Annotated in this window: 28 protein-coding genes; 13 read left to right on the top strand and 15 right to left on the bottom strand. The window is 37.1% G+C overall.

The features are described from left to right. Positions 1–28 precede the first annotated feature (28 nt). A complete protein-coding gene (locus LEPBI_RS17315; RefSeq protein WP_411711861.1) occupies positions 29–376 on the bottom strand; it encodes a hypothetical protein in 348 nt (115 codons plus the stop codon). A gap of 71 nt (positions 377–447) precedes the next feature. Here LEPBI_RS17315 and LEPBI_RS17310 point away from each other — a divergent pair, with 71 nt between their 5' ends. From LEPBI_RS17310 to LEPBI_RS17300, 3 genes are all read left to right on the top strand, one after another. Beyond that, positions 448–1854, top strand: coding sequence for an aspartate ammonia-lyase (locus LEPBI_RS17310; protein WP_012476524.1), 1407 nt, complete (start codon positions 448–450; stop codon positions 1852–1854). 70 nt (positions 1855–1924) lie between these two features. Next, positions 1925–2311: a response regulator gene (locus LEPBI_RS17305; protein ID WP_012476523.1), complete on the top strand. Its 387-nt coding sequence runs from the start codon at positions 1925–1927 to the stop codon at positions 2309–2311. 54 nt (positions 2312–2365) lie between these two features. Next, entirely contained in the window at positions 2366–3001 is a 636-nt protein-coding gene (locus tag LEPBI_RS17300) for a lytic transglycosylase domain-containing protein (protein WP_012476522.1), read from the top strand. A 19-nt stretch (positions 3002–3020) separates the two neighbouring features. On the opposite strand, the gene LEPBI_RS17295 is transcribed toward LEPBI_RS17300, so the two are convergent. Next, positions 3021–4352 carry a hypothetical protein gene (locus LEPBI_RS17295; protein WP_012476521.1) on the bottom strand — a complete coding sequence of 444 codons (1332 nt, stop codon included), beginning with the start codon at positions 4350–4352 and terminating at the stop codon, positions 3021–3023. A gap of 101 nt (positions 4353–4453) precedes the next feature. Between LEPBI_RS17295 and LEPBI_RS17290 the strand changes: the two genes are divergently transcribed. After that, entirely contained in the window at positions 4454–6472 is a 2019-nt protein-coding gene (locus LEPBI_RS17290; protein ID WP_012476520.1) for a protein meaA, read from the top strand. A gap of 101 nt (positions 6473–6573) precedes the next feature. After that, positions 6574–7572 (top strand): P-loop NTPase family protein, encoded by a 999-nt coding sequence (locus LEPBI_RS17285; RefSeq protein ID WP_012476519.1) that lies wholly within the window; start codon positions 6574–6576, stop codon positions 7570–7572. A 25-nt stretch (positions 7573–7597) separates the two neighbouring features. Here LEPBI_RS17285 and LEPBI_RS17280 read toward each other — a convergent pair whose 3' ends face one another. The 7 genes from LEPBI_RS17280 to LEPBI_RS17250 form a co-directional block, all read right to left on the bottom strand. After that, positions 7598–8020: an acyl-CoA thioesterase gene (locus tag LEPBI_RS17280; protein ID WP_012476518.1), complete on the bottom strand. Its 423-nt coding sequence runs from the start codon at positions 8018–8020 to the stop codon at positions 7598–7600. Further along, the gene (locus LEPBI_RS17275) at positions 8021–9661 is read right to left on the bottom strand and encodes a glycerol-3-phosphate dehydrogenase/oxidase (RefSeq protein WP_012476517.1); all 1641 of its coding nucleotides are present in this window, start codon (positions 9659–9661) and stop codon (positions 8021–8023) included. 4 nt (positions 9662–9665) lie between these two features. Further along, the gene (locus LEPBI_RS17270; RefSeq protein ID WP_041770185.1) at positions 9666–10592 is read right to left on the bottom strand and encodes a diacylglycerol/lipid kinase family protein; all 927 of its coding nucleotides are present in this window, start codon (positions 10590–10592) and stop codon (positions 9666–9668) included. Further along, positions 10592–11233 carry a TetR/AcrR family transcriptional regulator gene (locus LEPBI_RS17265; protein ID WP_012476515.1) on the bottom strand — a complete coding sequence of 214 codons (642 nt, stop codon included), beginning with the start codon at positions 11231–11233 and terminating at the stop codon, positions 10592–10594. The genes LEPBI_RS17270 and LEPBI_RS17265 overlap by 1 nt, the downstream gene beginning before the upstream one ends. Further along, on the bottom strand, positions 11233–12849 hold the full coding sequence (locus tag LEPBI_RS17260) for an FAD-binding oxidoreductase (protein ID WP_012476817.1): 1617 nt from the start codon (positions 12847–12849) through the stop codon (positions 11233–11235). The genes LEPBI_RS17265 and LEPBI_RS17260 overlap by 1 nt, the downstream gene beginning before the upstream one ends. Before the next feature lie 85 nt (positions 12850–12934). Next, the gene (locus LEPBI_RS17255; RefSeq protein WP_012476513.1) at positions 12935–13387 is read right to left on the bottom strand and encodes a hypothetical protein; all 453 of its coding nucleotides are present in this window, start codon (positions 13385–13387) and stop codon (positions 12935–12937) included. 41 nt (positions 13388–13428) lie between these two features. Continuing rightward, positions 13429–13734 (bottom strand): HU family DNA-binding protein, encoded by a 306-nt coding sequence (locus LEPBI_RS17250; protein WP_004788037.1) that lies wholly within the window; start codon positions 13732–13734, stop codon positions 13429–13431. A gap of 177 nt (positions 13735–13911) precedes the next feature. On the opposite strand from LEPBI_RS17250, the gene LEPBI_RS17245 reads away from it, so the two are divergent. Continuing rightward, a complete protein-coding gene (locus LEPBI_RS17245) occupies positions 13912–15189 on the top strand; it encodes an STAS domain-containing protein (RefSeq protein WP_012476512.1) in 1278 nt (425 codons plus the stop codon). 457 nt (positions 15190–15646) lie between these two features. Here the strand turns inward: LEPBI_RS17245 and LEPBI_RS18990 are convergent, their stop codons facing one another. Further along, positions 15647–16249, bottom strand: a complete 603-nt coding sequence (locus LEPBI_RS18990) for a hypothetical protein (RefSeq protein ID WP_226992968.1) — start codon at positions 16247–16249, stop codon at positions 15647–15649. Between the two features lie 12 nt (positions 16250–16261). Between LEPBI_RS18990 and LEPBI_RS17235 the strand changes: the two genes are divergently transcribed. Both LEPBI_RS17235 and LEPBI_RS17230 read left to right on the top strand, forming a co-directional pair. After that, positions 16262–17764 (top strand): HDOD domain-containing protein, encoded by a 1503-nt coding sequence (locus LEPBI_RS17235; RefSeq protein WP_012476816.1) that lies wholly within the window; start codon positions 16262–16264, stop codon positions 17762–17764. 2 nt (positions 17765–17766) lie between these two features. Continuing rightward, complete coding sequence (locus LEPBI_RS17230) at positions 17767–18018, top strand: hypothetical protein (protein WP_012476508.1); 252 nt, start codon at positions 17767–17769, stop codon at positions 18016–18018. Positions 18019–18028: 10 nt separating this feature from the next. Here LEPBI_RS17230 and LEPBI_RS17225 read toward each other — a convergent pair whose 3' ends face one another. Further along, positions 18029–18448 carry a Crp/Fnr family transcriptional regulator gene (locus LEPBI_RS17225; protein WP_012476507.1) on the bottom strand — a complete coding sequence of 140 codons (420 nt, stop codon included), beginning with the start codon at positions 18446–18448 and terminating at the stop codon, positions 18029–18031. Between the two features lie 110 nt (positions 18449–18558). On the opposite strand from LEPBI_RS17225, the gene LEPBI_RS17220 reads away from it, so the two are divergent. Continuing rightward, positions 18559–19629 (top strand): acyltransferase family protein, encoded by a 1071-nt coding sequence (locus LEPBI_RS17220; protein ID WP_226992967.1) that lies wholly within the window; start codon positions 18559–18561, stop codon positions 19627–19629. Here the strand turns inward: LEPBI_RS17220 and LEPBI_RS17215 are convergent. From LEPBI_RS17215 to LEPBI_RS17200, 4 genes are read right to left on the bottom strand one after another with little or no spacing between them, the layout of a single operon-like run. After that, positions 19580–20182: an NADPH-dependent FMN reductase gene (locus LEPBI_RS17215; RefSeq protein ID WP_012476505.1), complete on the bottom strand. Its 603-nt coding sequence runs from the start codon at positions 20180–20182 to the stop codon at positions 19580–19582. The two genes, LEPBI_RS17220 and LEPBI_RS17215, sit on opposite strands and share 50 nt — an antisense overlap. Then, entirely contained in the window at positions 20179–20829 is a 651-nt protein-coding gene (locus LEPBI_RS17210) for a DUF1569 domain-containing protein (RefSeq protein ID WP_012476504.1), read from the bottom strand. The genes LEPBI_RS17215 and LEPBI_RS17210 overlap by 4 nt, the downstream gene beginning before the upstream one ends. A gap of 7 nt (positions 20830–20836) precedes the next feature. After that, positions 20837–21547 carry a ParB/RepB/Spo0J family partition protein gene (locus LEPBI_RS17205; protein WP_012476503.1) on the bottom strand — a complete coding sequence of 237 codons (711 nt, stop codon included), beginning with the start codon at positions 21545–21547 and terminating at the stop codon, positions 20837–20839. Then, positions 21531–22457 carry a ParA family protein gene (locus LEPBI_RS17200; RefSeq protein ID WP_012476502.1) on the bottom strand — a complete coding sequence of 309 codons (927 nt, stop codon included), beginning with the start codon at positions 22455–22457 and terminating at the stop codon, positions 21531–21533. The genes LEPBI_RS17205 and LEPBI_RS17200 overlap by 17 nt, the downstream gene beginning before the upstream one ends. Positions 22458–22646: 189 nt before the next feature. Between LEPBI_RS17200 and LEPBI_RS17195 the strand changes: the two genes are divergently transcribed. From LEPBI_RS17195 to LEPBI_RS17180, 4 genes are read left to right on the top strand one after another with little or no spacing between them, the layout of a single operon-like run. Beyond that, positions 22647–23726, top strand: a complete 1080-nt coding sequence (locus LEPBI_RS17195) for a putative porin (protein ID WP_012476501.1) — start codon at positions 22647–22649, stop codon at positions 23724–23726. Continuing rightward, complete coding sequence (locus LEPBI_RS17190; protein WP_012476815.1) at positions 23713–24387, top strand: M48 family metallopeptidase; 675 nt, start codon at positions 23713–23715, stop codon at positions 24385–24387. Before LEPBI_RS17195 ends, LEPBI_RS17190 begins: the two co-directional genes overlap by 14 nt. Next, a complete protein-coding gene (locus LEPBI_RS17185; RefSeq protein ID WP_012476499.1) occupies positions 24388–24861 on the top strand; it encodes a low molecular weight protein-tyrosine-phosphatase in 474 nt (157 codons plus the stop codon). It begins immediately after the preceding gene. Continuing rightward, on the top strand, positions 24861–26135 hold the full coding sequence (locus LEPBI_RS17180) for an NAD(P)/FAD-dependent oxidoreductase (protein ID WP_187148111.1): 1275 nt from the start codon (positions 24861–24863) through the stop codon (positions 26133–26135). Before LEPBI_RS17185 ends, LEPBI_RS17180 begins: the two co-directional genes overlap by 1 nt. Positions 26136–26353 lie beyond the last annotated feature (218 nt).

Here is a 26353-nt window from a genome sequence, read left to right as displayed (position 1 = left end):
AATAAATTTACTAAATCGATGCGAAGAATCAATTCTTTTTCGTTAGGTCTTGAAGAGAATTACATTGTTTTGATAGTCCCAAATTTTCTCGAATCTCATCCAAAGATCGTTTTTTACGTTTGAGTTCGCAAACTTTCAAAAACAATTCATTATACTCTTTGTCCAGTTTTTCCCCCTCCTCATCTTCTTCTACGATCACAAGTTTTGCAATTTCCACGCAGGATCGTTCTGATTCAGGTAAGAGTTGGAAAATGGTTCTGACCGTTTCTTCTTTCTGTTGGCACTGCGCTTTGGAATTCACTTTTTCATTCCCAAAAAGGAAAAATGGGAAAGAACAAAGGATAAGGGTGAAACAAAGGAATGGGATTTTCTTCATGCAGAACATAAATCTTCTTCCCTTTTCCATTTGGTCGACTATCTTTCGTTCTCAATTGGAGAATTTCTCTTATGATACAAACAAACGTTCGGATCGAACATGACCTTCTCGGAGAACGAGAGATTCCAAATGATGCGTATTGGGGGATCCATACCTTACGGGCTTTGGAAAACTATCCGATCACTGGGAAAACCATCGGTTCGTATCCAGATTTGGTACATGCACTAGCCCATATCAAAAAGGCTTCTGCAGAAGCAAACCTACAATTAGGCCTGCTTTCAAAAGAAAAAACAAATTACATTACCAAAGCCTGTGACCGAATTTTGGCGGGAGAATTCCATACCGAGTTTGTTGTCGATGTGATCCAAGGGGGAGCGGGAACTTCTACCAATATGAATGCAAATGAAGTGATTACCAATATCGCTTTAGAAATTGCTGGCCATTCCAAAGGAGATTATCGTTATCTCCATCCACTGAATGATGTGAACATGTCGCAAAGTACAAATGATGTTTACCCCTCTTCAATCAAACTGGCGGCTGTGTTTTCCATCCGAGGTTTGCTTTCTGCTCTCAAAAGTTTACAAATGTCCTTTCGCAAAAAATCAGAAGAATTCAAAGACATTCTAAAAATCGGCAGGACCCAATTGCAAGACGCTGTCCCTATGACACTTGGTCAAGAATTTTCTACGTATGACGTGATGTTAGGTGAAGATATTTCTCGCCTGAAAGAAGCAACGTCCCTCATCGGTGAGATCAATTTGGGTGCGACCGCCATTGGTACAGGGATCAATACCGATATCCGTTATTCAAAGATCGTGACAGAGATCCTGGCCAAACAAACTGGATTTGATCTCAATGCCGCACCCAATTTAATTGAGGCCACTCAAGACACGGGAGCCTTTGTTCAGCTCTCAGGTGTATTAAAACGGATCGCAACAAAACTCTCCAAAGTATGCAATGACTTACGATTGTTATCAAGCGGACCACAAGGAGGATTCAATGAAATCAACTTACCTGCCAAGGCCGCAGGATCTTCCATCATGCCTGGGAAGGTAAATCCCATTATACCAGAAGTTGTCAACCAAATCGCATACGAGGTGATTGGGAACGATATCACCATCACGATGGCCGCCGAAGCAGGCCAACTACAATTGAATGCATTTGAACCGATCATCGCTCATAGTTTATTCAAAAGTATAGAACATCTAACGGCTGGTTGCAAAACATTGGAAATTAATTGTATCGAAGGCATTACAGCAAACAGAGAGTTGTTGGAATCGCGGGTGAAAACTTCTGCAGGACTTGCGACGGCGCTGAATCCTTATATAGGCTATGAAAATGCAACTTTAGTTGCCAAACGCGCTCTTGCTGAAAATCGATCCGTGGAATCCATTGTATTGGAACTGGGGTTATTAGAGGAAAAAAAACTAAAAGAAATCCTGAGGCCAGAAATTTTAACTTCACCCCATTCTCTTTAAACTGAGTTAAATGGTAATTAATGGTTGATTCATTTGGATGCATTAGTAAATTCTAATAGAAGTTTTCACTATGTTACACCAATTGTCAAAAGTATACTTAATTGAAGATGATGCAGTCACTACTTTTTTAATTAAAACATTGATGGAAAAATTTTCCTTTGCTTCGGAGATTTTGACATATTCCAATGGTGCCGAAGCACTAGATGCTTTACAAAAAGCAATTGAGTTCCCGGAACTATTGTTTTTAGATTTGAATATGCCAATCATGGATGGTTGGCAATTTTTGGAGACGATCCAAAACATCCCAAAGTTCTCCAAAATCCCCACCTACATCCTCACCTCCTCTGTCGACCCATCCGACAAATCCAAAAGTGTAACCTACCCCAATGTGGTAGGTTACCTCACCAAACCCTTAAGCAAAAAGGACCTCAGCACCATCCAAAAGCCAACGGAGTAGAAAGAGACATAATTTTTTTCTTCAGTTTTCCTGAAAGTTTCCGATGTTTTTGGTGTGAGACTCACCGATATCCCTTCCGTTTCTTCTGTCCTTAGCCGTATGGAATCCCTCACTCAATTGTCAAAAGACCCAAAATCTCTGGTCTCGTTTCCCGAATTATTAGAGCGCGAATTTTCAAAACAAACCCAAATCCCAAGTGCTTCCTTACCAGAAGAAAAGGTCAATTTAGTGGGAAACATCCAACTCCCGTTTCCTGCGGGACTGGAGAAACCCAACGCAAACGAAAGGATTGGATCCCAACAACCTGACAAACTACTCGAGTCCATCGAATCCATTGCAGAAGCACAAGGTTTGGACCCCAATTTGGTAAAGGCCATGGTGAAAGCAGAATCAGGTTTTAAACCGAAAGCGGTTTCCCCAAAGGGTGCGATGGGCCTAATGCAACTCATGCCTGAAACCGCAGATCGTCTTGGTGTAAAAGATCCTTTTGACCCAGAAGAAAATGTGGCCGGAGGAGTGAAGTTCTTAAAAGGGTTATTGAAAGAATTTAAGGACCCTGAAAAAGCAATCGCTGCTTATAACGCTGGGCCTGGGGCTGTCAAACGATACAACGGGATTCCACCTTATGAAGAAACCAAACAATATGTTTCCAAAGTGAAACGGTTTTATCAAGATTTTAGTTCAAAATAATCGAATTACATAAACTAAATTAATAAAAACTCAAGTATCCAAATTTTTTCTGTAAACTAGACGTATACTCGTCAAACGGGCGTTTTGCGGGAACATTCCCCCATGCCTCGTCTACTTTTTTGAATATAAAACTTAAATTCTTTTCATTTTTGATACGGTCAGAAGTGGTTTTTTGGATGAGGACATCATCTTCACTGAGAGGTACAATCCCAAGTGATCGGTTTGATTTTCGGAAGAGTCCCGATTTTTGAACCAATTGGATGTCTTGGTTCCAAATCCCTTCTACGTATAAAAAGGATTTTTCAGATACATTGGATTCTTTTAAATATTTTGTTTTGGTTCCTGTTTGGAAATACAAAGCAAATGAAAACTCTTTTGGTAAATAAATTGGATCAGATTTGAGTACCAATGCTTGCCCAAAGGATTTGGTCAGATTTTTGGTTTGTGTTTCCCAAGGTTCCGCACCGCCTGAGCGCAAATCCTTAAAAATAAAGTAAATCGAAGCAATAATTGAGACACCTAACACAACAGATGCGGTAATTGTATTCAACTCTTTTTCTGTCTTCAGTAAAATGTGACCAATTCCTATCGTTAACATGGGAAGTAAAATCACAAGGGAAGATTGGTACCATGTGTGGAAAAGAAAAGAGATGGAACCCTCCCCAAAAAAATTGGAATACGAAAAGTAAAATAAAGATAAAACAAAGAAGGCAAGGTATCCCACAAGAAAGAGAAAAGGAACATTTTTCTTTTTATAAAAAACGGATGTTTTTTGAGCCGCCTTTCTCGATCCACGAATCCCTGTAAAAATCACAAAGAATGTAAATCCTAAATAGAACATGATGAAACTTGAAAAAAACGCTAAGAGTGTAAACGTAGGGAAGACAAGTAAATCGGTCATCTTTTCCAAACGGAAGGTCAAAAAGACGAGTAACAAAAAAACAAGACAGAGTGTTTCCGTGAAGTATGAAGTTGGGAATCCATACGAAAATGGCAGAAAGGCCGCCAAATAAACGACCAAATAATGGTTTCGTTTCCATTCTACATTGCGTAATAACAAAAGGAACAAATGAAGGAATAAACTATAGAATAAACCAGCTAACGCAATGAAAGATGGAATGTAGTTGGCACCAAAGATCTTTTTCCAAGTGACAACAAACCAAAACGCAAGAGGTTCTCTCGCAGAAACGAGTCCCCCCTCCTCCGTTGCCGCTTTGACATTGGCCAAAAATTCCCATTCTGTTTCCGTGGTTGGGAATGGGCGAAAATAGGAGAACAAGGCATAACCCAAACTTAAGAGTAAGATGCTAAAAAAGAAAGGAATTGGTGAAAAAGGTTTAGGTTCGCGCATCTTGGAAAAGGCTTAATTTGCCTAGTCCTGTATAAATTTTTAGGTGAAAATATTCCAGAAGATTTTCAATTATACATAGAAATTATAAAACGAGGCAAAGAATGTCCGCCGAAAAAAAAGATTACCTTCTCGTTGACGAGAATGGACAGGGAAAACCTGACAAACCATGGATTTTTAGGACCTATGCAGGGCACACCAACGCAAAAGCCTCCAATGAGTTGTACAGGAAGAACCTTTCTAAAGGCCAAACAGGGCTTTCCATTGCATTTGATCTACCCACCCAATGTGGATATAGTTCTGATCACGAGGTCTCAAGGCCTGAAATTGGAAAAGTGGGAGTTCCCATCAACTCACTCGAAGACTTTCGTATCTTATTTGACCAAATCCCGATTGAAGAGATGAACACATCGATGACCATCAATGGAACCTCCATGTGGTTATTATCACTTTATGTAGCCCTTGCCGAAGAACGGGGAGTGCCCTTAGAAAAACTAAATGGAACCACTCAAAACGATCTCATTAAGGAATACCTAGCACGCGGGACATACATTTATCCGCCAAAAGACTCGATGAAAATCATCGTGGATATGTATGAGTATTGTTTGCATAACATTCCAAAGTGGAATCCATCTAACATTTGTTCCTACCATTTACAAGAAGCGGGGGCAACTCCTGTTCAGGAACTTTCCTTTGCCTTGGCAACAGCAATCGCAGTACTCGATGCCATCAAAGAGAGGAATTGTTTCACTGCTGACGAATTTGAGCAGTGTGTGGGAAGGATTTCCTTTTTTGTCAATGCTGGGATTCGTTTCGTAGAAGAGATGTGCAAAATGCGTGCTTTCTCTGAGATGTGGGAAGAAATCACAACGGAACGTTATAACGTCAAAACAGCAAAGTACAGAGTGTTCCGTTATGGAGTTCAAGTCAATTCACTTGGTCTCACAGAAGAACAACCAGAAAACAATGCTTGGCGGATTCTCATCGAAGCATTGGGTGTGACATTGTCCCGAAAAGCAAGATGCCGTGCTCTACAATTACCAGCGTGGAATGAAGCACTCTCCCTTCCTAGGCCTTGGGACCAACAGTGGTCTCTCCGTTTACAACAAGTCCTAGCGTATGAAACGGACCTCTTGGAATACCCTGATATTTTTGAAGGGTCCAAAGTGATTGAAGGGAAAGTAAAAGCTCTAAAAGAAGAAGCCAAATTGGAAATCCAAAAGATTCTCGATATGGGTGGTGCTCTTGTTGCCATCGAAAACGGATATATGAAATCACAACTTGTGAAATCACAAACCGAAAGGCTCTCCAAAATCAACTCCAATGAACTTGTGATTGTTGGTAAAAACAAATGGACTGACGGAATCAAATCACCACTGATGACGGACTCCGATGGTGGTATCTTCAAGGTAGATCCTAAGTCCGCTGAACAAACATTAAGTGTACTCGCAGAAGCAAAAGGACGACGGAATGCAGAACTTGCAAAAAAATCCTTAGAGGATTTAAAACAAGCTGCAAAAGAAGGAAAAAACCTTATGCCTTATTCCATTGCTTGTGCCAAAGCACTCGTCACAACAGGGGAATGGGCCGATGCACTCCGCGAAGTTTACGGCGAATACAACCCACCAACTGGTGTGGATGGCCAAAAACTTTTCCTTTCCGATGACAAAGTGGCAACGGTTCGTGGAAAAGTGGAAGCCTTTACCAAAGCACATGGGCATAGACCCAAAATTGTGGTGGGAAAACCAGGACTTGATGGCCATTCCAATGGTGCGGAAATGATTGCCGTTTCTGCAAAACACAGTGGATTTGACGTAATTTACTCTGGTATCCGACTTTCCCCAGAAGAAATCGTTCAATCGGCCGTCGAAGAAAACGCGAATGTAATTGGTCTCTCCATCCTTTCTGGCTCCCATAAAGAAATCGCAAAACAGTTGTTTGATGAACTGGCTCATTACAAGGCAAAAATCCCTGTAGTGATTGGTGGTATCATCCCAGAATCTGATTTTGAAGAATTGAAAAAAATGGGAATCCGAGAGATCTTTACTCCAAAGGATTATGATCTCATGTCGATCATGAATAAAATCATCGACATCATTTCAGTCGAACCAGCTCTCGTTTGACAAACCTTTGTATTCAGAACACTTCTGCTACTGATCAATTTTGATTTGTAGCAGAAGTTTCATTTCTCGCATCTTAACTATAATTTAAATGGCAAACTCACTTGATTGATTCCACAGAAACACTATCAGAATTGGTGTCCGAAGCACTCCTCGGCGAAAAGTTCCCGATTGCCAAAATCATCTCTAAAATTGAAACGGAAAACAATCTAGAATTTCGAGAAAGTTTATTCCGCGAAATCCAATCCCAAAAGCCAAATGCCAAAGATGGACTCACGATTGGCATCACAGGCACACCTGGTGCCGGCAAATCATCGTTACTCGGTGAACTTTGTCGATTGTTCCTTGATTTTGCACCAGATAAAAAAATGGCAATCGTGGCCATTGATCCCTCTTCTAATGTGAGTGGTGGTTCTATCCTTGGTGACAGAACTCGTGTCACACTTCCAAGACGAGACACTAGGATCTATTTTCGCTCGCAACCTTCCCAATTAGAACTCGGTGGCCTGAATCCCTATACCTACCATGTCATTCGTTTCCTACGAAAGATATTTGATTATGTATTCATTGAAACTGTAGGCATCGGACAAAATGAAATCTCCGTTTCTTTGGTATCTGATATCTCTTTTTTAGTAATGCAACCGCTTGGTGGAGACCAAGTACAATTTATGAAATCAGGGATTATGGAAGTCCCAGAAGCATTTATCATCAACAAATGTGATGAGGAATCTTTGGCCAATTCAAGTTTTTATATGCTCCAATCCACTCTTGAATTTATCAAAGATATTTTATCTGACCAGTCCCTCCCCCCCATTTTTAAAACATCTGTTACCAAAAGAAAAGGGATCGAAGAACTTTTACATTATATCCTTCATTACTCAAAACGTAAGGATAAAAACGCAGAGACTATGACACAACTCAGGCAATGGATCCGAAATGAATACGGTCGTTTTGGAATGAGGATCTGGGAAAAGCTGGAATCAAAATCTTGGAATCAAGCAGTACGACTCAGTCTTTCGGGTGGAATCCACAAAATGGATTACGAAACAGAAGAAAAAAAATTTGTATCTCTCATCCAAAAACAAGTGATCCATGATGAATGAATCACTTTCCATTTCTCACTATCGACTACTGGATAACCTTTAAAAAAACTTCCGGTATGGAACTCGCTTTGCGTTCTGAATAATCAAAAAATACAATCGCCGTTTTGGCTCTTGCAATTTCTTTACCATCCTGTTTATGAGTGATGACATAAATCATATCGAACGATTTTTTTGAGATTTGGTCTACATACAATCTCATTTGTAAATCGTCAGGGAAAAAGGCTTCCGATTTATAAACAATTGCGACATCAGAAACAACAATCCCCTTCCCTTCCACATTGATCTCTGTCCAACCATGGGAATGAAAGAATCTGGCCCGACATTCATGCGTTAAAGTTAAAATCGCATCGTGTGCTAAGTGGCCTGCAAAATTGATATCAGAAATTCGAACACTTAAAGAAGTTTCAAAGACCAATTTGTCTGGAATATCAATGATAATCCTAGCCATTTAATCAACATACCACTGGTATCGTTCATCTACTTTTTTACTTTCTACTTTGAGTCGTTCCGCATTCCATCCAAGTAGTTTCGCGATTTTTTTATCCATTCGAATGCGATCCGAAGTGTCTAGTTTCCCAACCGTACCAACGCCAGACCTTCTAAAGTAAAAATCAGTGAGATGATGGATGTCTTCGTGTAAAACTATGTATTCTACTTCTTCTTCAAAATAAATTTCACCATTGGGGATACGATAAGAATCTGTTCCTTTCCCTTGTAATATCCTCCAAGTGGTGCTTCCGTAACGTCTCACAAGTGTTTCTATTTTGAATCCGGATTCATGTGGAAATTTAAATTGAATTTCAGTGACTAACTCTTTTACATTTTGGTACCGACCACCAAGTAAGGGTGTAAATTTAGTAACACAAGAATCTTCTTTACCCTTCGAATACAAATCAATCGAATTGACCAAACTTTCGGCCACGGCGCGACTTGTGGTATATTTACCACCTAACGCGGAAAAGAAACCAGGGAATCCTTCCTTTTCATAGTGAAAAATTTCCGATTTTCTAGAAGCTGAGTAGGTTCCTTCCGTACTTCCTGGGTCTTCCACTAGAGGACGCAAACCCCCATAGTAATAATCTACATCTTTTAACGTTAATTTTGCGAATCCAAAACTAAAATTGACTTCGTCAATTAAGTCTACGAGTTCAGATTGTTTGACTTTGAATTTGTCAGGATCATCTTCATAGGCAGTGTCTGTCGTCCCAATGATTGTTTTCCCACGCCAAGGGATCACAAATAGATGAGAACCGTCCCGTTTGGACAAAACAACACATTCATTCCCACAAATATTACGAACCACTGCATGAATTCCTTTGGATCGAACCAATTTTTTTTCTGCCGAAATTCCAGCCATTGATTCGATGACATCAGCCCATGGCCCTGCTGAATTCACAACTATCTTCGCAGAGACCAACACTTTTTTGCCTGTAATTTCATCCGTTAATCCAACCGTATAACCACCGCTATTTTGTTTTTTTAATGTGGTGACTGACAAATAATTAAAGGCGTGTGCACCTTTCTCTTTTGCTGAGAGGATAAATTCTGTAGTATGTTTTTCAGGATTTGGGTTTGCATAATCATAGTATTGAAAACTTCCAATCAGAGATTTTCTACCTAGCCCAATCACTTTATAAATCGTTTCTGCAATTGAATTCCATCGGTATTTGGGAAGTTGTACATCGGGATCAATGTCTTTGTTTCGATCAAATGAGAGTAGATTGTATAATTCCATACCAAGGAACAATTGGATCCTTTGGAATAACGATCGAATCGGTATGATAAAACCCATAGGACGCACTGCATGGGGAGATATTTTTGCTAAGTATCTTCTCTCAGAAAGAGACTCTCTGACCAAACCAATTTCAAAATTTTTTAAATACCGAAGTCCGCCGTGGATGAGTTTGGAAGTTGCTTGGCTTGTGCCCGATGCGTAATCATTTTTTTCGACAAGTAGGCATTGATACCCTCGTAAAGTTGCATCCCAAAGTACATTGGCACCAGTAATCCCACCACCTATGATGAGTATGTCGTATTCTTTTTTTAAATGTGTAAGTCTCGAGTTTTCTTGTTTGGTGCTATGTTTCATAAAATTAACATTTAATCGGTAAAACCTTTGGAATAACTTTGAATTCGGCAGGGAGTTGCCCCATATTCTCTCCATCTACGTCGATAAAAACATCTTCATCTGAATCGGCTTTGAGTTCTGTGATTTGTTTTGAAATCACCTTGGAATCCTCTGACAATTTCCCTTGGTAAAGATTCCCAAACTTTCTCAGAGTTTCAAAAACAGAAACGTCTTGGATCGCAAGTAAGTCCATCTTACCATCGTCTAACTTTGCCTTGGGGGCAAACCACATTCCTCCTCCTGCAAATTCACCATTCGCACATACGATCAACCTACATTTATTGGTAATCTTTTCAAATTTGGATAGCGTTAGTGTGATTTTTTTATTCGTATAAGAGAAAAGACAAACAACCGTATACAGTAAAAAAACTGCTTTGCCGCCAATAAACCGACCTAGCCTAGACTTGTTAACTCGGTAAACAACCTCACCACCCATACCAAAATCGGCTAAATTCAAACAGAGGTACTTCCCTTTCGTTTTATCTGATTTCGTATAGGTAACATCGATTAGGTCAATAAACCTTTCGGTTCCACCTAAGATTTGTTCCAATGCCTTCGTTGGACTTTTTGGGACTTTAACTGTTTTGATAAAATCATTCCCTCTCCCAGCTGGGATTGGACTAAATACTACATTTTTATTGATTAATTTACCGTTTTCAAAAAGTCCGTTGATGATGTTGGAAAAAGTACCATCACCACCAATCCCTAAAATCCAATGAAATCCTTGTTTGACTGCTTCCTTGGCTATGTCTTTTGCTGCCTTATCTTTTGTGGTGGCTTCATAGGAATATGAAATTCCATTTTGGATGAGGATTGGTTCAATTTTTTTCCAAACTTTTGCGGAAAGCCCTCCACCTGATACTGGATTTAAAATCACCTTCATTTTTCTCATCACGTTTCTCCTTTGTTTCCACCCGAAAATAAACCAAAAAATAAAACATGTTCTATGGTTTCCAAATACGCCTTTTCACTTTTGATTTCGTTTTGAAAATGACCATCGAGGATCACCTCCACTGCACCACGAATCATACCCCAAGCAACTGCCACATTCGGATATGTTCCACGCGAATTAATAAGATTTTCATTCTTTGCTTGTTTGTATATTTTTTCCAACAAAGACAAACGATTGGATCTTTCATCAATTAACATTTTACGCAAATCATCAGAGACATTCTCAATGTTTAAATTGACTCCACATTGTTTTGCGACGACATACATATGTTTGTCGCCAAGACAATGTTCGATATAAGCTCGAATCGCGCGTCTTGACATCTCAATAGCAGTTTTTTCTTCAAATGCTTTTTCCAACCTCGCACGAAGTCGCACATAATCTTCATATTGGATCCGTGCCATCAAATCATCTTTACTCTTAAAATGCAGATAAATAGTACCCCGCCCAATTTCTAAGTGTTTGGCGATATCATCCATCTTCACAAGTGAAGGATGTTTGGTTCGAAAAAGTTCAATCGCGCAATTTAGAATGTCCGATTCTCTCTGTGCAAATTCTCTTTTTTTTCGTTCCGATACACCCATTATTTTAATCCTAACAATCCGCCTGGATTCATGATGCCTTTGGGATCAAAAGTTTTTTTGAGTGAAGAAAGGATCCGAATGCCTTCCTCACCTACTTCTTTTTCCATCCAAGGAGATAACATCCTTCCAATTCCATGATGGTGTGATAAAGAACCACCATTCGCATGAATACTATCAATGATCCCTTTATGAAATTTCAAAAAATCTGAAACTTCATTTTGTTGATTCATAGGACTAAGAAAAATAAAATATAAATTGGCTCCATTTTCATAGGCGTGCGAAATGTGAACCATACACGATGTGTTTTCAAAACTTTTTATGTATGCCCTAGTGTTCTCCCACAAAGTATGCAGATTTGACCAACTAACCGCTGTCTCTAAAGTATCAATTCGTATCCCTTCATCCATTAGATAATCTCGAAGATACGCGCTCGAATACCTTTGGTGTAACCATTTATTTACGGGAGACTCCCCCGTGGAGAATCCACCATTCCGTTTTGCGATCTTTTTAATTTTTTTCATAACTTCTTTTGTATAAGAAGGGTCACCATCGATAATGATGTGCATAAGTGACCTTTGCATTGGTTTGTATCCGATGAATCTTAAAAATAAATCTTCCTTTCCTCCGTGTAATCCACTCATGTGAAAGGAGATATCAGTTTCCTCTGGATCTTGAATACGAAAGAAATGAGGTTTTCCAAATCCACCTTGCATGACTTCGCGCATTGTCTCAACGGCCTTTTCAAAGTTTTTAAATATAAAAGATCCTTTTGCAGAATTTTCTGAATGGTATTTACGAATCTTCAAAGTCGCTTTTGTGATCACACCAAAACTTCCTTCTGTCCCAAGGAACAATCGAAACATATCGGGACCAATGGATGCTGCTGGGTACACTTTTGATTCAAACTTACCTGAAGGAGTCATTGCCGTTAGACCCAATAGGATATCTTCGATTTTCCCATAACCCGTCGAAGCTTGTCCTGCACCTTTTGCCGCAATCCAACCACCAACCGTTGAAAATTCAAAAGACTGAGGGAAATGTCCGCAAGTGTATCCTCTTTCATTCAAATGTTTTTCCAACTCAGGACCATAAACGCCCGCCTCTACTGTCACTGTTGAATCAATGGCATTGAATTCGATGATTCGATTGAGTCTTGATAAATCGAGTGAGATACCACCCTTGGGAGCTTGGAGTGCTTTTGTCACAGTAGAACCTGCTCCAAAGGGAATGACTGGGATTTTATTCGCATTGGCTAAGGATAATATTTCCTCAATTTCTGTTTCATTTTTAGGTAAAACAACAACGTCAACTACCTCAGTGACTTCCCCAAACCTAGCTTTATAAATTTCAGTATAAAATTTTCCAATCGAATGCCTTGCCCGACTCACATCGTCTAACGAAACATTGGCGTTCCCTACTATTTTTTTAAGTTTGGAGACAATCGATGCACTTAATTTAGATTTTTTTAATGGTTTTAAATTGAGTTCTCCTTTGGGGAGAGAAGATTTAAGTTCATTTGAAACGGGGAATTGATTGTTTAAAAAATCAAGAGTATGTGAGGGAAGTTTTTCTTCTACTTCAGGGGAACCCCATTTGTAAATGCTTCGAGTTTGCATAGTGTTAACCGACAATCCTTATTTGCTCCAATTTCTGAACTAAATTCAAAAACTGACAACAAAAAAACATTTTTGTTCGTTTTATTTAACCACGTAACTCTTTGAAATATTCTGTACGGACTGATGTTAAAAAATCGAGTGATAAAGTTGTTTCAAACAATAATGATAAGGTTTCACGAAGCACTTCATCCAAATCAAATCCAGTTAACAGCCATTCAATCAATTCAAAACAAATATCGACAGCAGGTTGTGGATACAATTGCGTTTTTCCTTTGGCGATACTCATCAATAGATTCGGTATTTCAGCAGATCGGTTTGATTCGATTAAATTTCGAATCTCTGTTGGGAAAGAGACCATTAACTTTTGTTTCATGGCGTTTGGCGTAAAAACCAATTGGTCATCTTTCAATTCCAAAGCTTTTAAAAGATGTTCTTTTAAATTTTTTTCAGAATGATGGCTCTCTTGCCAAACAAACAATATTTTCTCTCCTACGAGAGAATCTTCAAAAGGTAAGAATGGATATGGTTTTTTATCCATAAAATTCCCAGGTGGGTATCCTCCTGGGAGAAACAGTACTGTTATTTTTTAGGTGGAACAACTGCGTCTTTGCAAGTTTTAGAAAGAGTAAATTTAACAACGGTTTTTGCAGGGATGACAATCGCTTCACCAGTTGCTGGGTTTCTACCTTTTCTTTTGGGACGATTTCGTTTAACAAGTTTTCCTAATCCTGGGATGACGAATGCACCATTCTTCTTTGTTTCTTTGTATGCGAGTTCAACAAAAGAGTCCAAGAATGCTGCTACATTTTTTTTGGTCATACCAGTTGTTTCAGCAAGTTCGCTGAGCATTTCGGACTTTTTCATTGGGGTAGGAGTTGTTGCCATACTTTGATTTTCCTCTAAACCATTTAACGGTTACACATTATTTACAAAACTACCTGTTTTGGTACAAGATTAAATTGATTTTGGATACAATTTTTCTTAGAATTTCCTAAGAAAAACGTAGTTTTTTTAAAAAAACCTTTATTTCCCTAAGGAAAATGGGAATTTCTTCCAAAACTCATGTCTTCCATCAAATACAAGAAGATCGTTGTCGTATTCAAACGTACCAAATACGAGTTGGATTTGGAAACTTATGGTTCCATCCAGGCATATAAGGAAGTCACAAAACAAAATCCAGATGTTTTCCAAAGAACGTTTGAATCACATGAAAGGCAAATTCGTTCCCGTGAGTATCTCAAAAACCATGTATTCCCCAAGGCGGACTTTGTGTTTCGTGAACATTTTGATCCAGATAGTGGGGCCAATTATGACTTAGTAGTCGCTCATGGTGGAGACAATCATTTCACTTATGTGGCGCATTTGGTAGGGAATACACATTTAATTGGATGTAATTCTGATCCAAATTCCTCAGTGGGAGCACTTCTTGGTTTCACTGCAGAAGAATTGGGAGAAGCTGTCAGACAAAATTTCAAACATACGAAATTAGAATCGTGGTCCCTACTTGATACGGAAATTCTTTATCCAAATGGAACGAAACTAAGAACTGTGCCAGCTGTTTGTGAACTTTCCATACGAAATAACAGCCCTGATCTCACTTCAAGGTTTTGGATTTCGTATCTGGATCAAAAAGAGGAGCAAAAATGTTCCGGATTACTCGTTTATACTGGGGCAGGCTCAACAGGATGGATCAGTTCCTGTTTTCCGAAAAAATTCCCACCCTTTTCCAAACATGAGCCTTTTTTCCATGTTTATTCTAGAGAAATACGAGTGAAATCTCAGGAAACAGAGTTTTCCTTGGCAGATTTTAGGGCTTTAGATCAAGTGGAAGTTATTTCCGAAATGAATGGCGGTTTGGCTGTGGACTCTCTTACCGAGAGGCATTACCCGTTTCCACCATATGCAAAGGCGGTGATTCGATTATCACCAGAGAAATTATTTGTACTTGTTCCACTAAAGAGAGGGGAATCCATGCAAGACTTACCATATGAAATAGAACAAAAGCGCATCAATGGAACTGTCATCGTTCAAATCAAAGGAAGGATGGAATCAGGTCCTTTGGATCGAATCACACAAACAATCTTAGATGAGATGGTTGGTGCTGATCGAAAACATTTGATTTTAGATTTTTCTGAATTGCGCTATATTTCGAGTTTAGGAATCAGAATGATTCTAGACGTAAAAATGAACCTTCAAAAAAGAAACAAGGAAATGGCGCTTGTTGGAGTGACTAGTTCCATATTACAAGTGTTCCATTTATTAGGATTATCGAATGCCTTCCAATTTTATTCTGACAGAGAAGATGCATTGAAGTCTTTTGAGGAGCCATCTAAGTCCTAGATGTCTCCCCGAATTTCCGTTTGGATCTCCAACTCGGTTTTCATTTCTTTTTTTGCTGTTTCTATATTATACTCGTTAGTTTATTTCGAGAACAATTCCCTTCGAGAAGAATCTTCTTCGCTAATTGATGAGAAAAACAGAAGTTTTGCGAGGGTTCAAGAGTTATCCCGTATCAAAAACCAATTCCCAATAGCCTACCAATGCCATTATAATTTTGGACTGAGTGATGGTTCATTATTTGAATCCACAGAAAAAATACCCTACTCAATTTACAAAAGACTTAGATTGGGGGACACAATTGAAATTTATAAAAAAGAATTGAGAAGTCTTGGGAAACAAACCGCAATTTCGAGAATTATGGGGAATGAGGAACCACTCCCCCTTTTAGAGAACTTAGAAAAATATTTTAAATATAGCTTTTATTACTTCTTTGCTTTAACGTCTGTTCTTTTAACCATTAGGGTTTCGGGATGGTTATTTCGAACTTATCCTTCCCAGAAAAAACCAAATGAGACTGACGCGATTGTTGCAAATAATTCTCTGGATTCACATCAAAAGTAACGAAACACATATACTTATCGTATTTTACCACATACATAAACTCCATATAATTCAGATGTGTGTTTTGCGTCATAAAGCCGCGCAACCATTTACTATCCCGATATACCCTTTCGTATTGAATGTTAGTTGCATCTATCTTTTTGATTGATTCCGCAGATTCTTTAGAATAATCACGACTCATAATTTCTTTTTTGAGCGTCTTAATCAAGTTATACTCAAGTTTTGCTTTATTAGGTGGTAAATTTTCGGGACGTGTTTTATAGTAGTACTCGAATAACTCTTTGTCTTGGCCTTCTTTGGCATCGTGATTTTCTTGGGTCACGTCAGTCGAGGTCGATTGTGGTTTGGTGTCCTGTGCAGAAATTGAAAAAACTGCTAAACTGAACATTAGGATGAAGAGAAGACTTTTTTTCGAGAGTTCCATAGTTACTATTATCGGTTTTTTTAAGTAAATTTCAAAATAAAATTTTCGGTTTTCAAAAAGAGAAACAAGGTTCAAAACAGTTTTATCATGTCGATTCCCCCACTCATGACATTCCAGGAGGACTTCCTTTCTGGGAAATTGATCACCAAAGAATATGTCCATTTTTCGGAAAGCGATTGTCCGGAATTGGATGTTTGGATTGGTCGAGTGGTAAGGAGTATTTCATTAGAATTCCTCCATGAAATCCTATTCACGATTCTGAGTGAACTTTTGGTCAATGGATGTAAGGCAAATGGGAAACGAGTATTTTTCTCAGAACAAGGGTTAGACTTATGGAATGAGAAGGATTATGCTCGTGGTATCTCTTTGTATAAGGACGAATTTGGGCACAATCGTAAGCGAGTTTTTTTATCTTTAGAAAAATCGAATTTTTTTATCAAACTCAGTACAATGTTTAAGGAAGATTTTATTGAGTTTCGCGTTCGAAACAATGCTAAAATACTTCCAGAAGAAAAGAATCGAATTCTAAGGAGAGTTCAAGCTTCCGTTAAGTACAAAAACATCAACGATGCATATCGGGAATCTGTTGATAATGAAGAAAGTTCTGGACTTGGGATCGTTTTGATCCACATCCTTCTTCGTAATTCAGGGATTCCAAACCAGTTTTTCGAATTGGTGACTGGGGATGATTTTACAGAAGTAATCATCCGAATTCCAAAACAATTGATCCCAAAGGAAAGCCAAACTCGTATCAAGGAACTTCTGATCCGAGAAGTGAATTCTCTCCCTCCCCTACCCGCTCAAATCAATAAGCTGATTCTGATCGCAAAAAAGAAAGATGTTACTTTCCAAGAAATTGCGATGGAAGCAGAAAAAGATCCTGCCATAGCTGCGGAAATCATCAAAATTGCAAATTCTCCACTATTTGGAATCCATAAGTCAATTGTGACTGTAATCGAGGGCGTAAAACGGATTGGTCTAAAAAACCTTGAATCTATCTTTCTTGCATTAGGAGCCAAAAAAATACTTAACTCTCGTTATGCGAAACAAGTGTTGGTATGGACACATTCTTTCAAAACTTCCATGTATGTAAAATTTCTTTTGGAAGAAAAACGTAAACACATTCAACTATTGGAAACAGCCACTGTCGCCGCTCTACTACATGATTTAGGCAGAATGGTTTTACTCTCACTGGATTTAAGTCAGGTCAATCAAATTCGAGTTCTTAGAAGTGATGATAATACTGAAATCTCAGAATGGGTTGAGGAATATACAGTAGGAACAACTCACTCCGAAATTGGTTTTTTAATTTCAGAAAAATGGCATTTCCCAGAAGAAATATTAGATGTGATCCGTTTCCATCATAAACCATGGCAATGTAAATCTAGAAACAATATCCTATGTCAAATCATATATCTCGCTGATATCCTAGCGAATATCGGAAAAGGGAAAGGAAACTACTTCACAGTCGAGCCAGAAGTCCTCGAATATTTTGATATCAAATCAGAAAAAGAATTTCGGGAAATGCAAGACCGCTTTAAAATTAACTTTGAGGAACATAGAGAAGAATACCAAAATCTCTTTATTTAATTATGGATTGGAAACAATTACTCACTTTAGAAGAAAAAGACTTAGAAGATCCAAATTTAGCCTTTGAACTCAATTTGGTTGGCCATCCAGAATACCCGAATATCTCTAGTCTTCCTCCAGATGAAACCTTAGAGATTTTAAAAGAATTTTTATTGGCAGAGGGTCATATAGTGAACTTAAAAAATTTACTGAGTTATGCTCCTATACTAGAAATTACTTTGACCAAAAAAAACTTACCTTCTATTTATGGTTAGTTTATTTATTTCATAAATCTGCTTTTAAATCTTTCCCTAACTCCGTACTAAATTCGATTTTCTTCGCTACTGATTTTTCCATACTAGTAATCAATAATTCATTTGTTTTTGCCAATCGATCTGCCATAATCGAAACCATTTTTGCTGCAAATTTTGGATTTTTGACTAAAAAATTCTCTAGCTGTTGTTTACTTTCAATCACAGCCAACTCACAGTTCGTAATGGTTCTTGCTGTGGCGCTTCTTGGATTAGAACTAAAAAGAGCCATTTCGCCAAAGAAGTCTCCCGGTTTCATGAGTGCCAAACGCGTTTGGCTATTGTTCACGGTGAAAAAAATTTCAACGTTTCCTTGTAAAATGATGTACATAGCATTATTCAACTCACCTTCTTTAAAAATCCTTTGATTGGGTGGAATGTTGAGTTTGCTCATAGAATAGTGACTCCTATATCTATTTTTGGCTATTTTGCCTAAAATCTGAATTCATTTTCCTTTTCTCCCTGAAATATAAAATGAAAATGCTCTAAAAGGACGTTTTGAATATGGAATGGGAACTATTAGGGATCATACTAGCTGGAATGGTGGTGATAACATTTTACTGTTTCAAAATTCCATTGGATTGGCCAGCTCCGAATCATTCAAAAGAAAAACGTGAGACTCGCTTCGATATTTTACGAGGGTTTGCCATGACGGGAATTGTGATGATCCATATTCATTCCTACTTCCAATTCTTTCATCCTGCAGATTCATTTACCATTCAGAATACATTACTTTTGTCAAATTTAGCTCGTTTTTCTGTCCCAATTTTTATTTTAACCTCAGCCATTTTTTTAAGGAAAAAAAATGGATATTGGAATTCAAAAATCAAACATTTGATCTTACCATATACAATCTTTTCGATTTTAGGTTATTGGATCAAATACAAGGATTATAGTGTATTCGAGTTTTTAGAGTTTTATTTCTTTGGAAAGGTATTCACACCATTTTATTTCGTACCTCTCTTACTTCAATTTTATCTATTGTATTATTTAATTAGTTCGGTTTTCACGAAAGAAACTTATAAATACTGGATACTGTTACTCTCGTTCATTATCAACACAGTTTCTAACCTTGGGTTTTTTGATGATTATTTACCAAAAAATTACCAATCCATTTCAATACTCAATTATATCTTTTTCTTTGTATTAGGTATTCAAATTGGAAATTCTAAAGATACCAAAACGCTTCATTCCAATCATTCCCAATATATCTTATCTGCTTTTTTTTCCGTTTTTTTTGTACTACTAATAGTATTTAGTCATTTATATGTAGTAGATTTAAAGAATCACCACACAATATATCCAATTTTCATCATGTTTTTCCTTTGGAATCACTTAGACCAAATGAATACATCGATCACTAAACTTTTTAATTTTATAGGAAACCAGAGTATTTTTATTTTTCTTCTACATCCATTCATTATCCATTTTATGCATAGCGTTGATCCCTATACATTTGGTGGACCTATATTTGGATATTTATTTACACTTTTATTAAATGTTGGAATCCCTATTTTTGTAGCAATTACAATCCAAAAGGGTAAGTTTTTATATCAATCACGCCACTTGACCTAATCGTTGTAAATGCTTTAGCATACTCGATTAATACATTTACAACATAAGTCAATCGATTCCGAATGTATTCATCCTCTTTTGATTCAGGAGAATCCGCATTCAAAAGAGTTTCCACATGTCTTACTATTACATGATCTGGAATATAAACTATGCGCGTGTTTTTGTAACTCGACATTCGTAATTCCGCATTTGGATAACTTCCACCCATTCCACTCGAGACTGTTACAATGAGGCCTGGTTTGTGTGAAATATCTCCACCAGATAAATATAAAAAGAAATTTTTTAATGCTGGGCTTGCCATTCCAGCATATTCTGGAGTGATAAAAATATATGCATCGGATTCTAAAATTCCTTTGCTGTATTCTTTCCAAAATTTCTTTATTTCAGAATCTTTTTCCCACATACCTGGTTCCCAAATTGGCAGGGGTGAATTTCCTAAATCAATAAGGTTTGATTCAATTCCTTTTTTTTCAAAAATTGCTGATAAAAATTTTGTAACTTTTAAAGACTGAGAATTTTTTCTATGACTTCCACATACTAAAGTTATTTTCATTTAGGCCCACCTCCTTGATTTTTATTTCCCTTATAATGAGACTTTTTCTTATTTTTCCATTTTCGGCTATTGTGACCACTTGGTTTGGTCTCTCCATGCGCTTCCTTTTTATTCTGGTGATGGTTTTGGTTTTGTTTTTTATCAGAATAATTTCTTTCTTTTTTGTTCTCTCTATCTTTAACAAACCGCAACTTTTCATCACCAAACAGCTGTATGTAACCGAACAAAAAAGAAGCAAGAATTCCGTGAATCTTTTCCCACTGTTTTTTGTCGAGACCTCCAAAAACTGGGTGCTCAGCAAATGGCCCTGAATGCAACTTAAATGCCGTCAGAGATGTTTTTAATCTTAACTGTGCAGATTCTGGGTCACCCAAATCTTTCGGCGGGAACCCAGGTATCTGATTTGTTTTTGTATAATGGCCTTTAGAGATTAGTTTCGCAAACTTATACTTCCCTAAAAGTTTGTTAACCGTTGTTCTCTTTGTAATATATCCGATTCCTTGGATTGATAGTTCTATAGATTCAGCCAAAAAATCAAAAATTTGAGACAATGTAATATCTGACTTTTGTTTCTTTTCGCACTCAATAATTATCGATAGTTCCTTTTCGATATCATCTATAGTTTTTAATTTTAAAATTGATTTCATATTCCCTCTAATCGCTGATACCGTACTTTTTCTTTAAAGAAGTTAATTCTTTTAGAAAATTTTCTCTAACTTTGGTGCTAAGTTTTCCAACGTTAATACTTATTTTATTTTGGCTCATGCCAATTCGGGGTGAAATCGTTTCACCCCCTCTATTTTCTTTCCGTTTCAATAAATCTTCCAAATTTTTAACAGAAAGAGGTTTCCCGCTGATGATCAATTCCATTACTGATTTTTGATCCAATCGAGCGATACTGCTAAGTTGTTTTACATATCGTTCACTGTAACCCAAAAGTACAGAAACTTCGTCTGCAGTTTTCTTTTTTTCTTTCCTTAAATACTGAATCGCTTTACCTACTTCCCATGGATTTAAGTTTTTCCTCTTTTCATTCTCGGCTAATGACATTTCATAACAAACATCTTCATTCGCGTCCGTTATAATAGCCGGGATTTCCTTCCATCCAAGTTTTAATGCTGCTCGATACCTTCTTTCACCAGCGACAATTAAATACTTACCCTTATCCTTCCTAACCAAAATAGGTTCAATCAATCCCAGCCTTTCCATGGATGGCACTAAATCTGAAGTATCTTCTCTACCGATGAGCCGTGGCTGAGTAGGATTGGGAAAAATTTGATTCAATTCAAGATGAGACGGATTTTTCTTTTTTTCAGAATAGGCAGATATTAAATCTAAAGCTTGGAATTCAGTTTTTTTCGACATAAATTTTCCCTTTAACTTCGGTTGCTAATTCTCGAAAGTTTTTCATCGTTGTTAGGTCAATTTTCGAGAGAAGACTCATCTTTGCTTGCGCTTGCGGAATCGATTCTCGTCTTTGAATCACTGTTTCAAAAACTGGGAAATATTTTTTAACCCCTTCGGCTAAACCAGCAAGTGCTTTTTGACCTTCATATTGATTGAGAACAGCACCTAATAGTCTTAATCTTTGATTTGCTTTTCTCTGTATTTTTTGGATCGTTTCATATAAATCTTTAATTCCCTGGAGACTAAAAGCTCTGGTCTGAATGGGAACCAGAATATAATCAGCACAGATTAATGCATTTTCCAAAATTAGACCTAAGGATGGAGGGCAATCAATAATTATATATTCATATCTAGATCGCAAAGGTAGGATTGCTTCTTTTAACAATTCGAAATCATCTCTTTCATACGGTGTGGTTAAATTGGCGAGTTCTAAATTGGAAGGTAACAAATCAAAATTATTAGAAATATTTCGTATGATGGGTTCAATATTTTTGGATTTTTTTCCGCGATATCCTAAATAATCCATAATAGAAGGAATCTCATCTCGCAAAAAAAGATGGGTCGCATTGGCTTGAGGATCCCAATCAATGAGAAGCACTTTGTGATTTTCAGAAAGAGCCTCTGCTAAATATAAACTAATCGTGGTTTTCCCCTCCCCTCCTTTTTGATTTGATACGGCGATCACACTACTATCAAATCCTTCCATGTTTGAAGATTCAAAATATTTCAATAGGATCGACTGTTTAAATTCTCCGGTTTTCCAACCAGGCACTTTTAAATTTGAGACTCTATTTTGAAAATCTTCAAGATCTAGTCCTACAAATTTTGCGGCTTCTTCCAAATCAAATATTGTATCGAAGTTTCCCATAACCTACCATAAAGATCGTAATTTCGCAGTTATTGTCAATTTAATTATGTCTCCTAAGGGTGAAATCATTTCACCCCCTCCATGCTCACTATTTTATGGAAATCCATCGAACAGGATTTCTGACCCACCAAAAGATCTTCATCACTACAATTTACGAATTTACAACATTAAGGTAATTTACATTCTAAGTTGGTGCCAAAATTTTCGCAATTTTCTCCAATTTTGTTTATCTGCCTTTTGTTTGTTTCCGAAATTCGCGCCGAAATCATCTGGGGACCGACGATCGAAAAATCAGGAGGAGAATATATTTTTGAAACTGGAAACAAGTTCCCAAATCTTTCAGGAATTCGCGGAGGCTCACGGATTTCATTTCCAAGGACTTTTACACTATTTGGAATTCAAGGGATATATATTAAAGACAACTGGGAAATTAGCGGAAATTTGAAAACTACTGGATGGAATCAGAAATCAGGCGAAGCTCGAGATGAAGATTTTTTATTAGGGACAGTTTCAACCGAAAAAACTACGAATATTGCGACTAGAGAATGGAGTTACCGCGATTCAGCTACAGTGTATTCTGGAAGCAGAAACTTTGCAGATGGAAAAGGAAAATCGACGGTAGTAGAAAATAGAGTCGAATTTTATGGTAGGTACTATTTTCAAAATGCAAATCCAGATCATTGGAGTGAAGGTTCGGGGTTTTTCCTCTCAACAGGAGTCCGATATTCCTATTTTAAATACCTTTTTTATGATGTGAACCAATACATCGAAACTACTCCAATTTTCTATGGGCCTATTGGATTAGGGCTCAGTTTTTCAAATGATTTATGGGAGTTATTTTATGGTGGTGGGTATCGATATTCTAAAAACAATTTTTACTTTGACTTTAGTTTTATGCCTTCCATTGGAAGAATTAAAACAAGAGATTTCCATGTTCAAAGATCCATTAATTTTTTCTCAGAAAATTATGGATTAGGTTGGGCTTCAAAAATTGAGTTAGGATACAAATTTTACCCCAACTGGTTGAGTTATTTAAGAATCAACCATCGCCGTTTTTTTTCTGAAGGCAGATTCACATCCCAAGGAGGATTAACTGTCTCTGACTTAACTTCCAACTTAGTTTCAGGATTTAAATCCCATATCAATATAAAAGATTTTTCAATCGAATTCGGCGTTCTAAATAAAGTAGACTGGAATGAAGGCAAATCTCAATCAGAAGTAAAAGAATCACCGGTAAAAGAAAAAATTGACACCAATGAATCAAATTGAAGTAGAAAGGAAAATCACTAAAGGAAGAAACATCTCGTTAACCGTTTACCAAAATGGGAGAGTGGTATTAAAACATCCTGCTAGAATTCCTAAGTCACAATTAGAAAATTTTTTAGCCGAAAAACAAGATTGGATACTAACCAAACTTAAAAAAATTCCCAATGATATTCCAAAAACCTTAAAATTTGAAGAGGGAGAGTCTATTCACATCTTTGGGAGTATGTATCAAATATATTTAAACGACAAAAATACTTTTTTTGACTCTAAAAATGGATTCAATATTCGAAATGAAAAAACAGAATCCTTAAAAATAAAAAAATCAAAACAGTATCTCAAGGCAATGTTACTTGAAATAATTGAACCAATCATGGTAAAATTTGAATCAAATCTAAAAACTAAAGTCAAAAAAATCTCCATCCGAACCATGAGATCTTTATGGGGAAGTTGTAATTCCAAAAATGAATTATCGATTAATTTAAGTTTAGTCCACTGTCCTATCTCCATAATTGAATACATTATTCTGCATGAAATTGCTCACACAATTGAACATAACCATTCTCGAAAATTTTGGGAAATTGTAAAATCGCAAAACCCAAACTATAAAATTTCAGAAAAATGGCTAAAAGAAACTGGCAAAAAGTATATTTACTATTTAAATTAAATGAAAAATAAAATCAAAGTATTGTTTATATGTTTGGGTAATATTTGTAGATCTCCAGCAGCACAGGGAGCATTTGAAAGTTTAGTTCAAAAAGAAGACAAAATAAATTTTTTCGAAATTGATTCATGTGGAACTTCTGGTTATCATGATGGAGAATTACCAGATCCTAGAACAAGAAAAGTAGCACAAAAACGTGGAATTCACCTGACTCACCGCTCACGAAAATTGAAGTTAAACGATTTGGACTATTTTGATTATTTACTTGTTATGGATGATAACAACTTTCGCGAAGTTATCAGTCTAATAAGTGACGAACCAACGCGAAAAAAAGTAATGAAATTCGGAAGTTTCCGAACAGATAACGGAGTTAGTATTGTTCCAGATCCGTATTACGGAAACGAACGTGATTTTGAATCAGTTCAAGATTTAGTAGAAAACTGTTCCGTTGGTTTTTTAAAATTCCTAGGAGTATAATTGTGTCTCAAAACAAAAAGAAAGTTGTGATCATAGGCGCAGGCTTCGGTGGACTACAAGTCATAAAAACACTCGCAAACGACAAAAACTTTGAAGTATTGGTTATCGACAAAAAAAACCATCATCTGTTTCAACCATTACTTTACCAAGTTGCAACTGCAGTTTTATCACCAGCTGATATCGCAATCCCAACAAGATCAATCACTACCAAATACAAAAACGTTAAAATTCTTTTTGGTGAAGTAACAGATATCAACTTCAAAAACAAAGAAGTAAAATTTCAGAATTATACAGAATCTTATGATTACCTAGTTATGGCAACCGGAGCTAAAACCAGTTATTTTGGAAACCCGCAATGGCAAAACAAAACATTGGGTTTAAAAAATCTTAAGGATGCCTTGGCAATCAGACGACAAATTTTATTATCCTTCGAACAAGCGGAGTTAATCGCTGATTACGAAACATCAAAAAGTTTGATGCACTATGTAATTATTGGTGGGGGCCCAACTGGAGTTGAATTAGCAGGCTCAATTGCAGAATTATCACATAATATCATTCGGAAAGATTTCCGAAATATCGATTCAGGAATGACGAAAGTTACTTTAATTGAAGCAGGACCAAAACTATTAAATGCATTTAGCGAATCTTCAAGTCAATTCACTAAAAAAAAGTTAGAGAGTAGGGGAGTTGAAGTTTTGACAAATTCTCCAGTTTTAGACATAACCGATTCAGGTGTTGTTTTAAAAGATAGGACCATTGAATCCAAAACAATCATTTGGGCAGCAGGTGTCGAAGGATCCGATTTGGCCAAAAAAACATCGATTAACAAAGACAAGGCGAACAGAATCCTTGTAGATGAATACTGTCGATCTATAGACCATAACGACGTTTTTGTCATAGGTGATGCCGCAAATTTTAGCAAAGGTTTGAATAGGCCTTTACCAGGTGTCTCACCAGTTGCCATGCAACAAGGAAGGTATGTTGCAAAACTCATCCAATCAATTGATAAAGGTAAAAAAACAATTCCTTTTCAGTATTTTGATAAAGGGAATATGGCAACGATTGGGAGAACAGATGCAGTAGCGGAATTTGGAGCCCTTCGATTAAAAGGTATCATTGGTTGGTTCGGCTGGTTATTTGTTCACTTGGTTTACCAAGTTGGATTTAAAAATAAAATGAGCACACTCATTAGCTGGGTCTGGAGTTATTTGACTTTTAGAGCCGGATCAAGACTGATTCAAGAGGAAGTCAATGATCTATCAGTTAGATCTTAAATTCCACTGATTTTTTTTTGCTTCGGAACTACACTTTCGGTAACCAATTTCTGTATTACCTACCCATACCAGTGAATTGGTTTCTGTTGCTCCGCTGGTTGTATGTCTCTGTAAAATTGGTATCATATAGAGATAACCATTTCTTCTATTTGTCTCACATTCAGCTTGGAGTTGATCCTCTCGAGAAAGTTGAGCACAACCAAAGAACAATAAGCTCA

This window comes from Leptospira biflexa serovar Patoc strain 'Patoc 1 (Paris)' (assembly GCF_000017685.1).
Taxonomy (GTDB): Bacteria; Spirochaetota; Leptospiria; order Leptospirales; family Leptospiraceae; genus Leptospira_A; species Leptospira_A biflexa.
Note: the sequence above shows the minus strand (reverse complement) of the source record. Positions and strands in the feature narration are given on the sequence as shown.

What these genes read in the sequence shown, in the direction of transcription:
- LEPBI_RS17315 (WP_411711861.1), bottom strand. Translation starts at nt 376, where the DNA reads ATGAAGAAAATCCCATTCCTTTGTTTCACCCTTATCCTTTGTTCTTTC.
- LEPBI_RS17310 (WP_012476524.1), top strand. Translation starts at nt 448, where the DNA reads ATGATACAAACAAACGTTCGGATCGAACATGACCTTCTCGGAGAACGA.
- LEPBI_RS17305 (WP_012476523.1), top strand. Translation starts at nt 1,925, where the DNA reads ATGTTACACCAATTGTCAAAAGTATACTTAATTGAAGATGATGCAGTC.
- LEPBI_RS17295 (WP_012476521.1), bottom strand. Translation starts at nt 4,352, where the DNA reads ATGCGCGAACCTAAACCTTTTTCACCAATTCCTTTCTTTTTTAGCATC.
- LEPBI_RS17290 (WP_012476520.1), top strand. Translation starts at nt 4,454, where the DNA reads ATGTCCGCCGAAAAAAAAGATTACCTTCTCGTTGACGAGAATGGACAG.
- LEPBI_RS17280 (WP_012476518.1), bottom strand. Translation starts at nt 8,020, where the DNA reads ATGGCTAGGATTATCATTGATATTCCAGACAAATTGGTCTTTGAAACT.
- LEPBI_RS17275 (WP_012476517.1), bottom strand. Translation starts at nt 9,661, where the DNA reads ATGAAACATAGCACCAAACAAGAAAACTCGAGACTTACACATTTAAAA.
- LEPBI_RS17270 (WP_041770185.1), bottom strand. Translation starts at nt 10,592, where the DNA reads ATGAGAAAAATGAAGGTGATTTTAAATCCAGTATCAGGTGGAGGGCTT.
- LEPBI_RS17265 (WP_012476515.1), bottom strand. Translation starts at nt 11,233, where the DNA reads ATGGGTGTATCGGAACGAAAAAAAAGAGAATTTGCACAGAGAGAATCG.
- LEPBI_RS17260 (WP_012476817.1), bottom strand. Translation starts at nt 12,849, where the DNA reads ATGCAAACTCGAAGCATTTACAAATGGGGTTCCCCTGAAGTAGAAGAA.
- LEPBI_RS17255 (WP_012476513.1), bottom strand. Translation starts at nt 13,387, where the DNA reads ATGGATAAAAAACCATATCCATTCTTACCTTTTGAAGATTCTCTCGTA.
- LEPBI_RS17250 (WP_004788037.1), bottom strand. Translation starts at nt 13,734, where the DNA reads ATGGCAACAACTCCTACCCCAATGAAAAAGTCCGAAATGCTCAGCGAA.
- LEPBI_RS17245 (WP_012476512.1), top strand. Translation starts at nt 13,912, where the DNA reads ATGTCTTCCATCAAATACAAGAAGATCGTTGTCGTATTCAAACGTACC.
- LEPBI_RS17235 (WP_012476816.1), top strand. Translation starts at nt 16,262, where the DNA reads ATGTCGATTCCCCCACTCATGACATTCCAGGAGGACTTCCTTTCTGGG.
- LEPBI_RS17230 (WP_012476508.1), top strand. Translation starts at nt 17,767, where the DNA reads ATGGATTGGAAACAATTACTCACTTTAGAAGAAAAAGACTTAGAAGAT.
- LEPBI_RS17225 (WP_012476507.1), bottom strand. Translation starts at nt 18,448, where the DNA reads ATGAGCAAACTCAACATTCCACCCAATCAAAGGATTTTTAAAGAAGGT.
- LEPBI_RS17220 (WP_226992967.1), top strand. Translation starts at nt 18,559, where the DNA reads ATGGAATGGGAACTATTAGGGATCATACTAGCTGGAATGGTGGTGATA.
- LEPBI_RS17215 (WP_012476505.1), bottom strand. Translation starts at nt 20,182, where the DNA reads ATGAAAATAACTTTAGTATGTGGAAGTCATAGAAAAAATTCTCAGTCT.
- LEPBI_RS17210 (WP_012476504.1), bottom strand. Translation starts at nt 20,829, where the DNA reads ATGAAATCAATTTTAAAATTAAAAACTATAGATGATATCGAAAAGGAA.
- LEPBI_RS17205 (WP_012476503.1), bottom strand. Translation starts at nt 21,547, where the DNA reads ATGTCGAAAAAAACTGAATTCCAAGCTTTAGATTTAATATCTGCCTAT.
- LEPBI_RS17200 (WP_012476502.1), bottom strand. Translation starts at nt 22,457, where the DNA reads ATGGGAAACTTCGATACAATATTTGATTTGGAAGAAGCCGCAAAATTT.
- LEPBI_RS17190 (WP_012476815.1), top strand. Translation starts at nt 23,713, where the DNA reads ATGAATCAAATTGAAGTAGAAAGGAAAATCACTAAAGGAAGAAACATC.
- LEPBI_RS17185 (WP_012476499.1), top strand. Translation starts at nt 24,388, where the DNA reads ATGAAAAATAAAATCAAAGTATTGTTTATATGTTTGGGTAATATTTGT.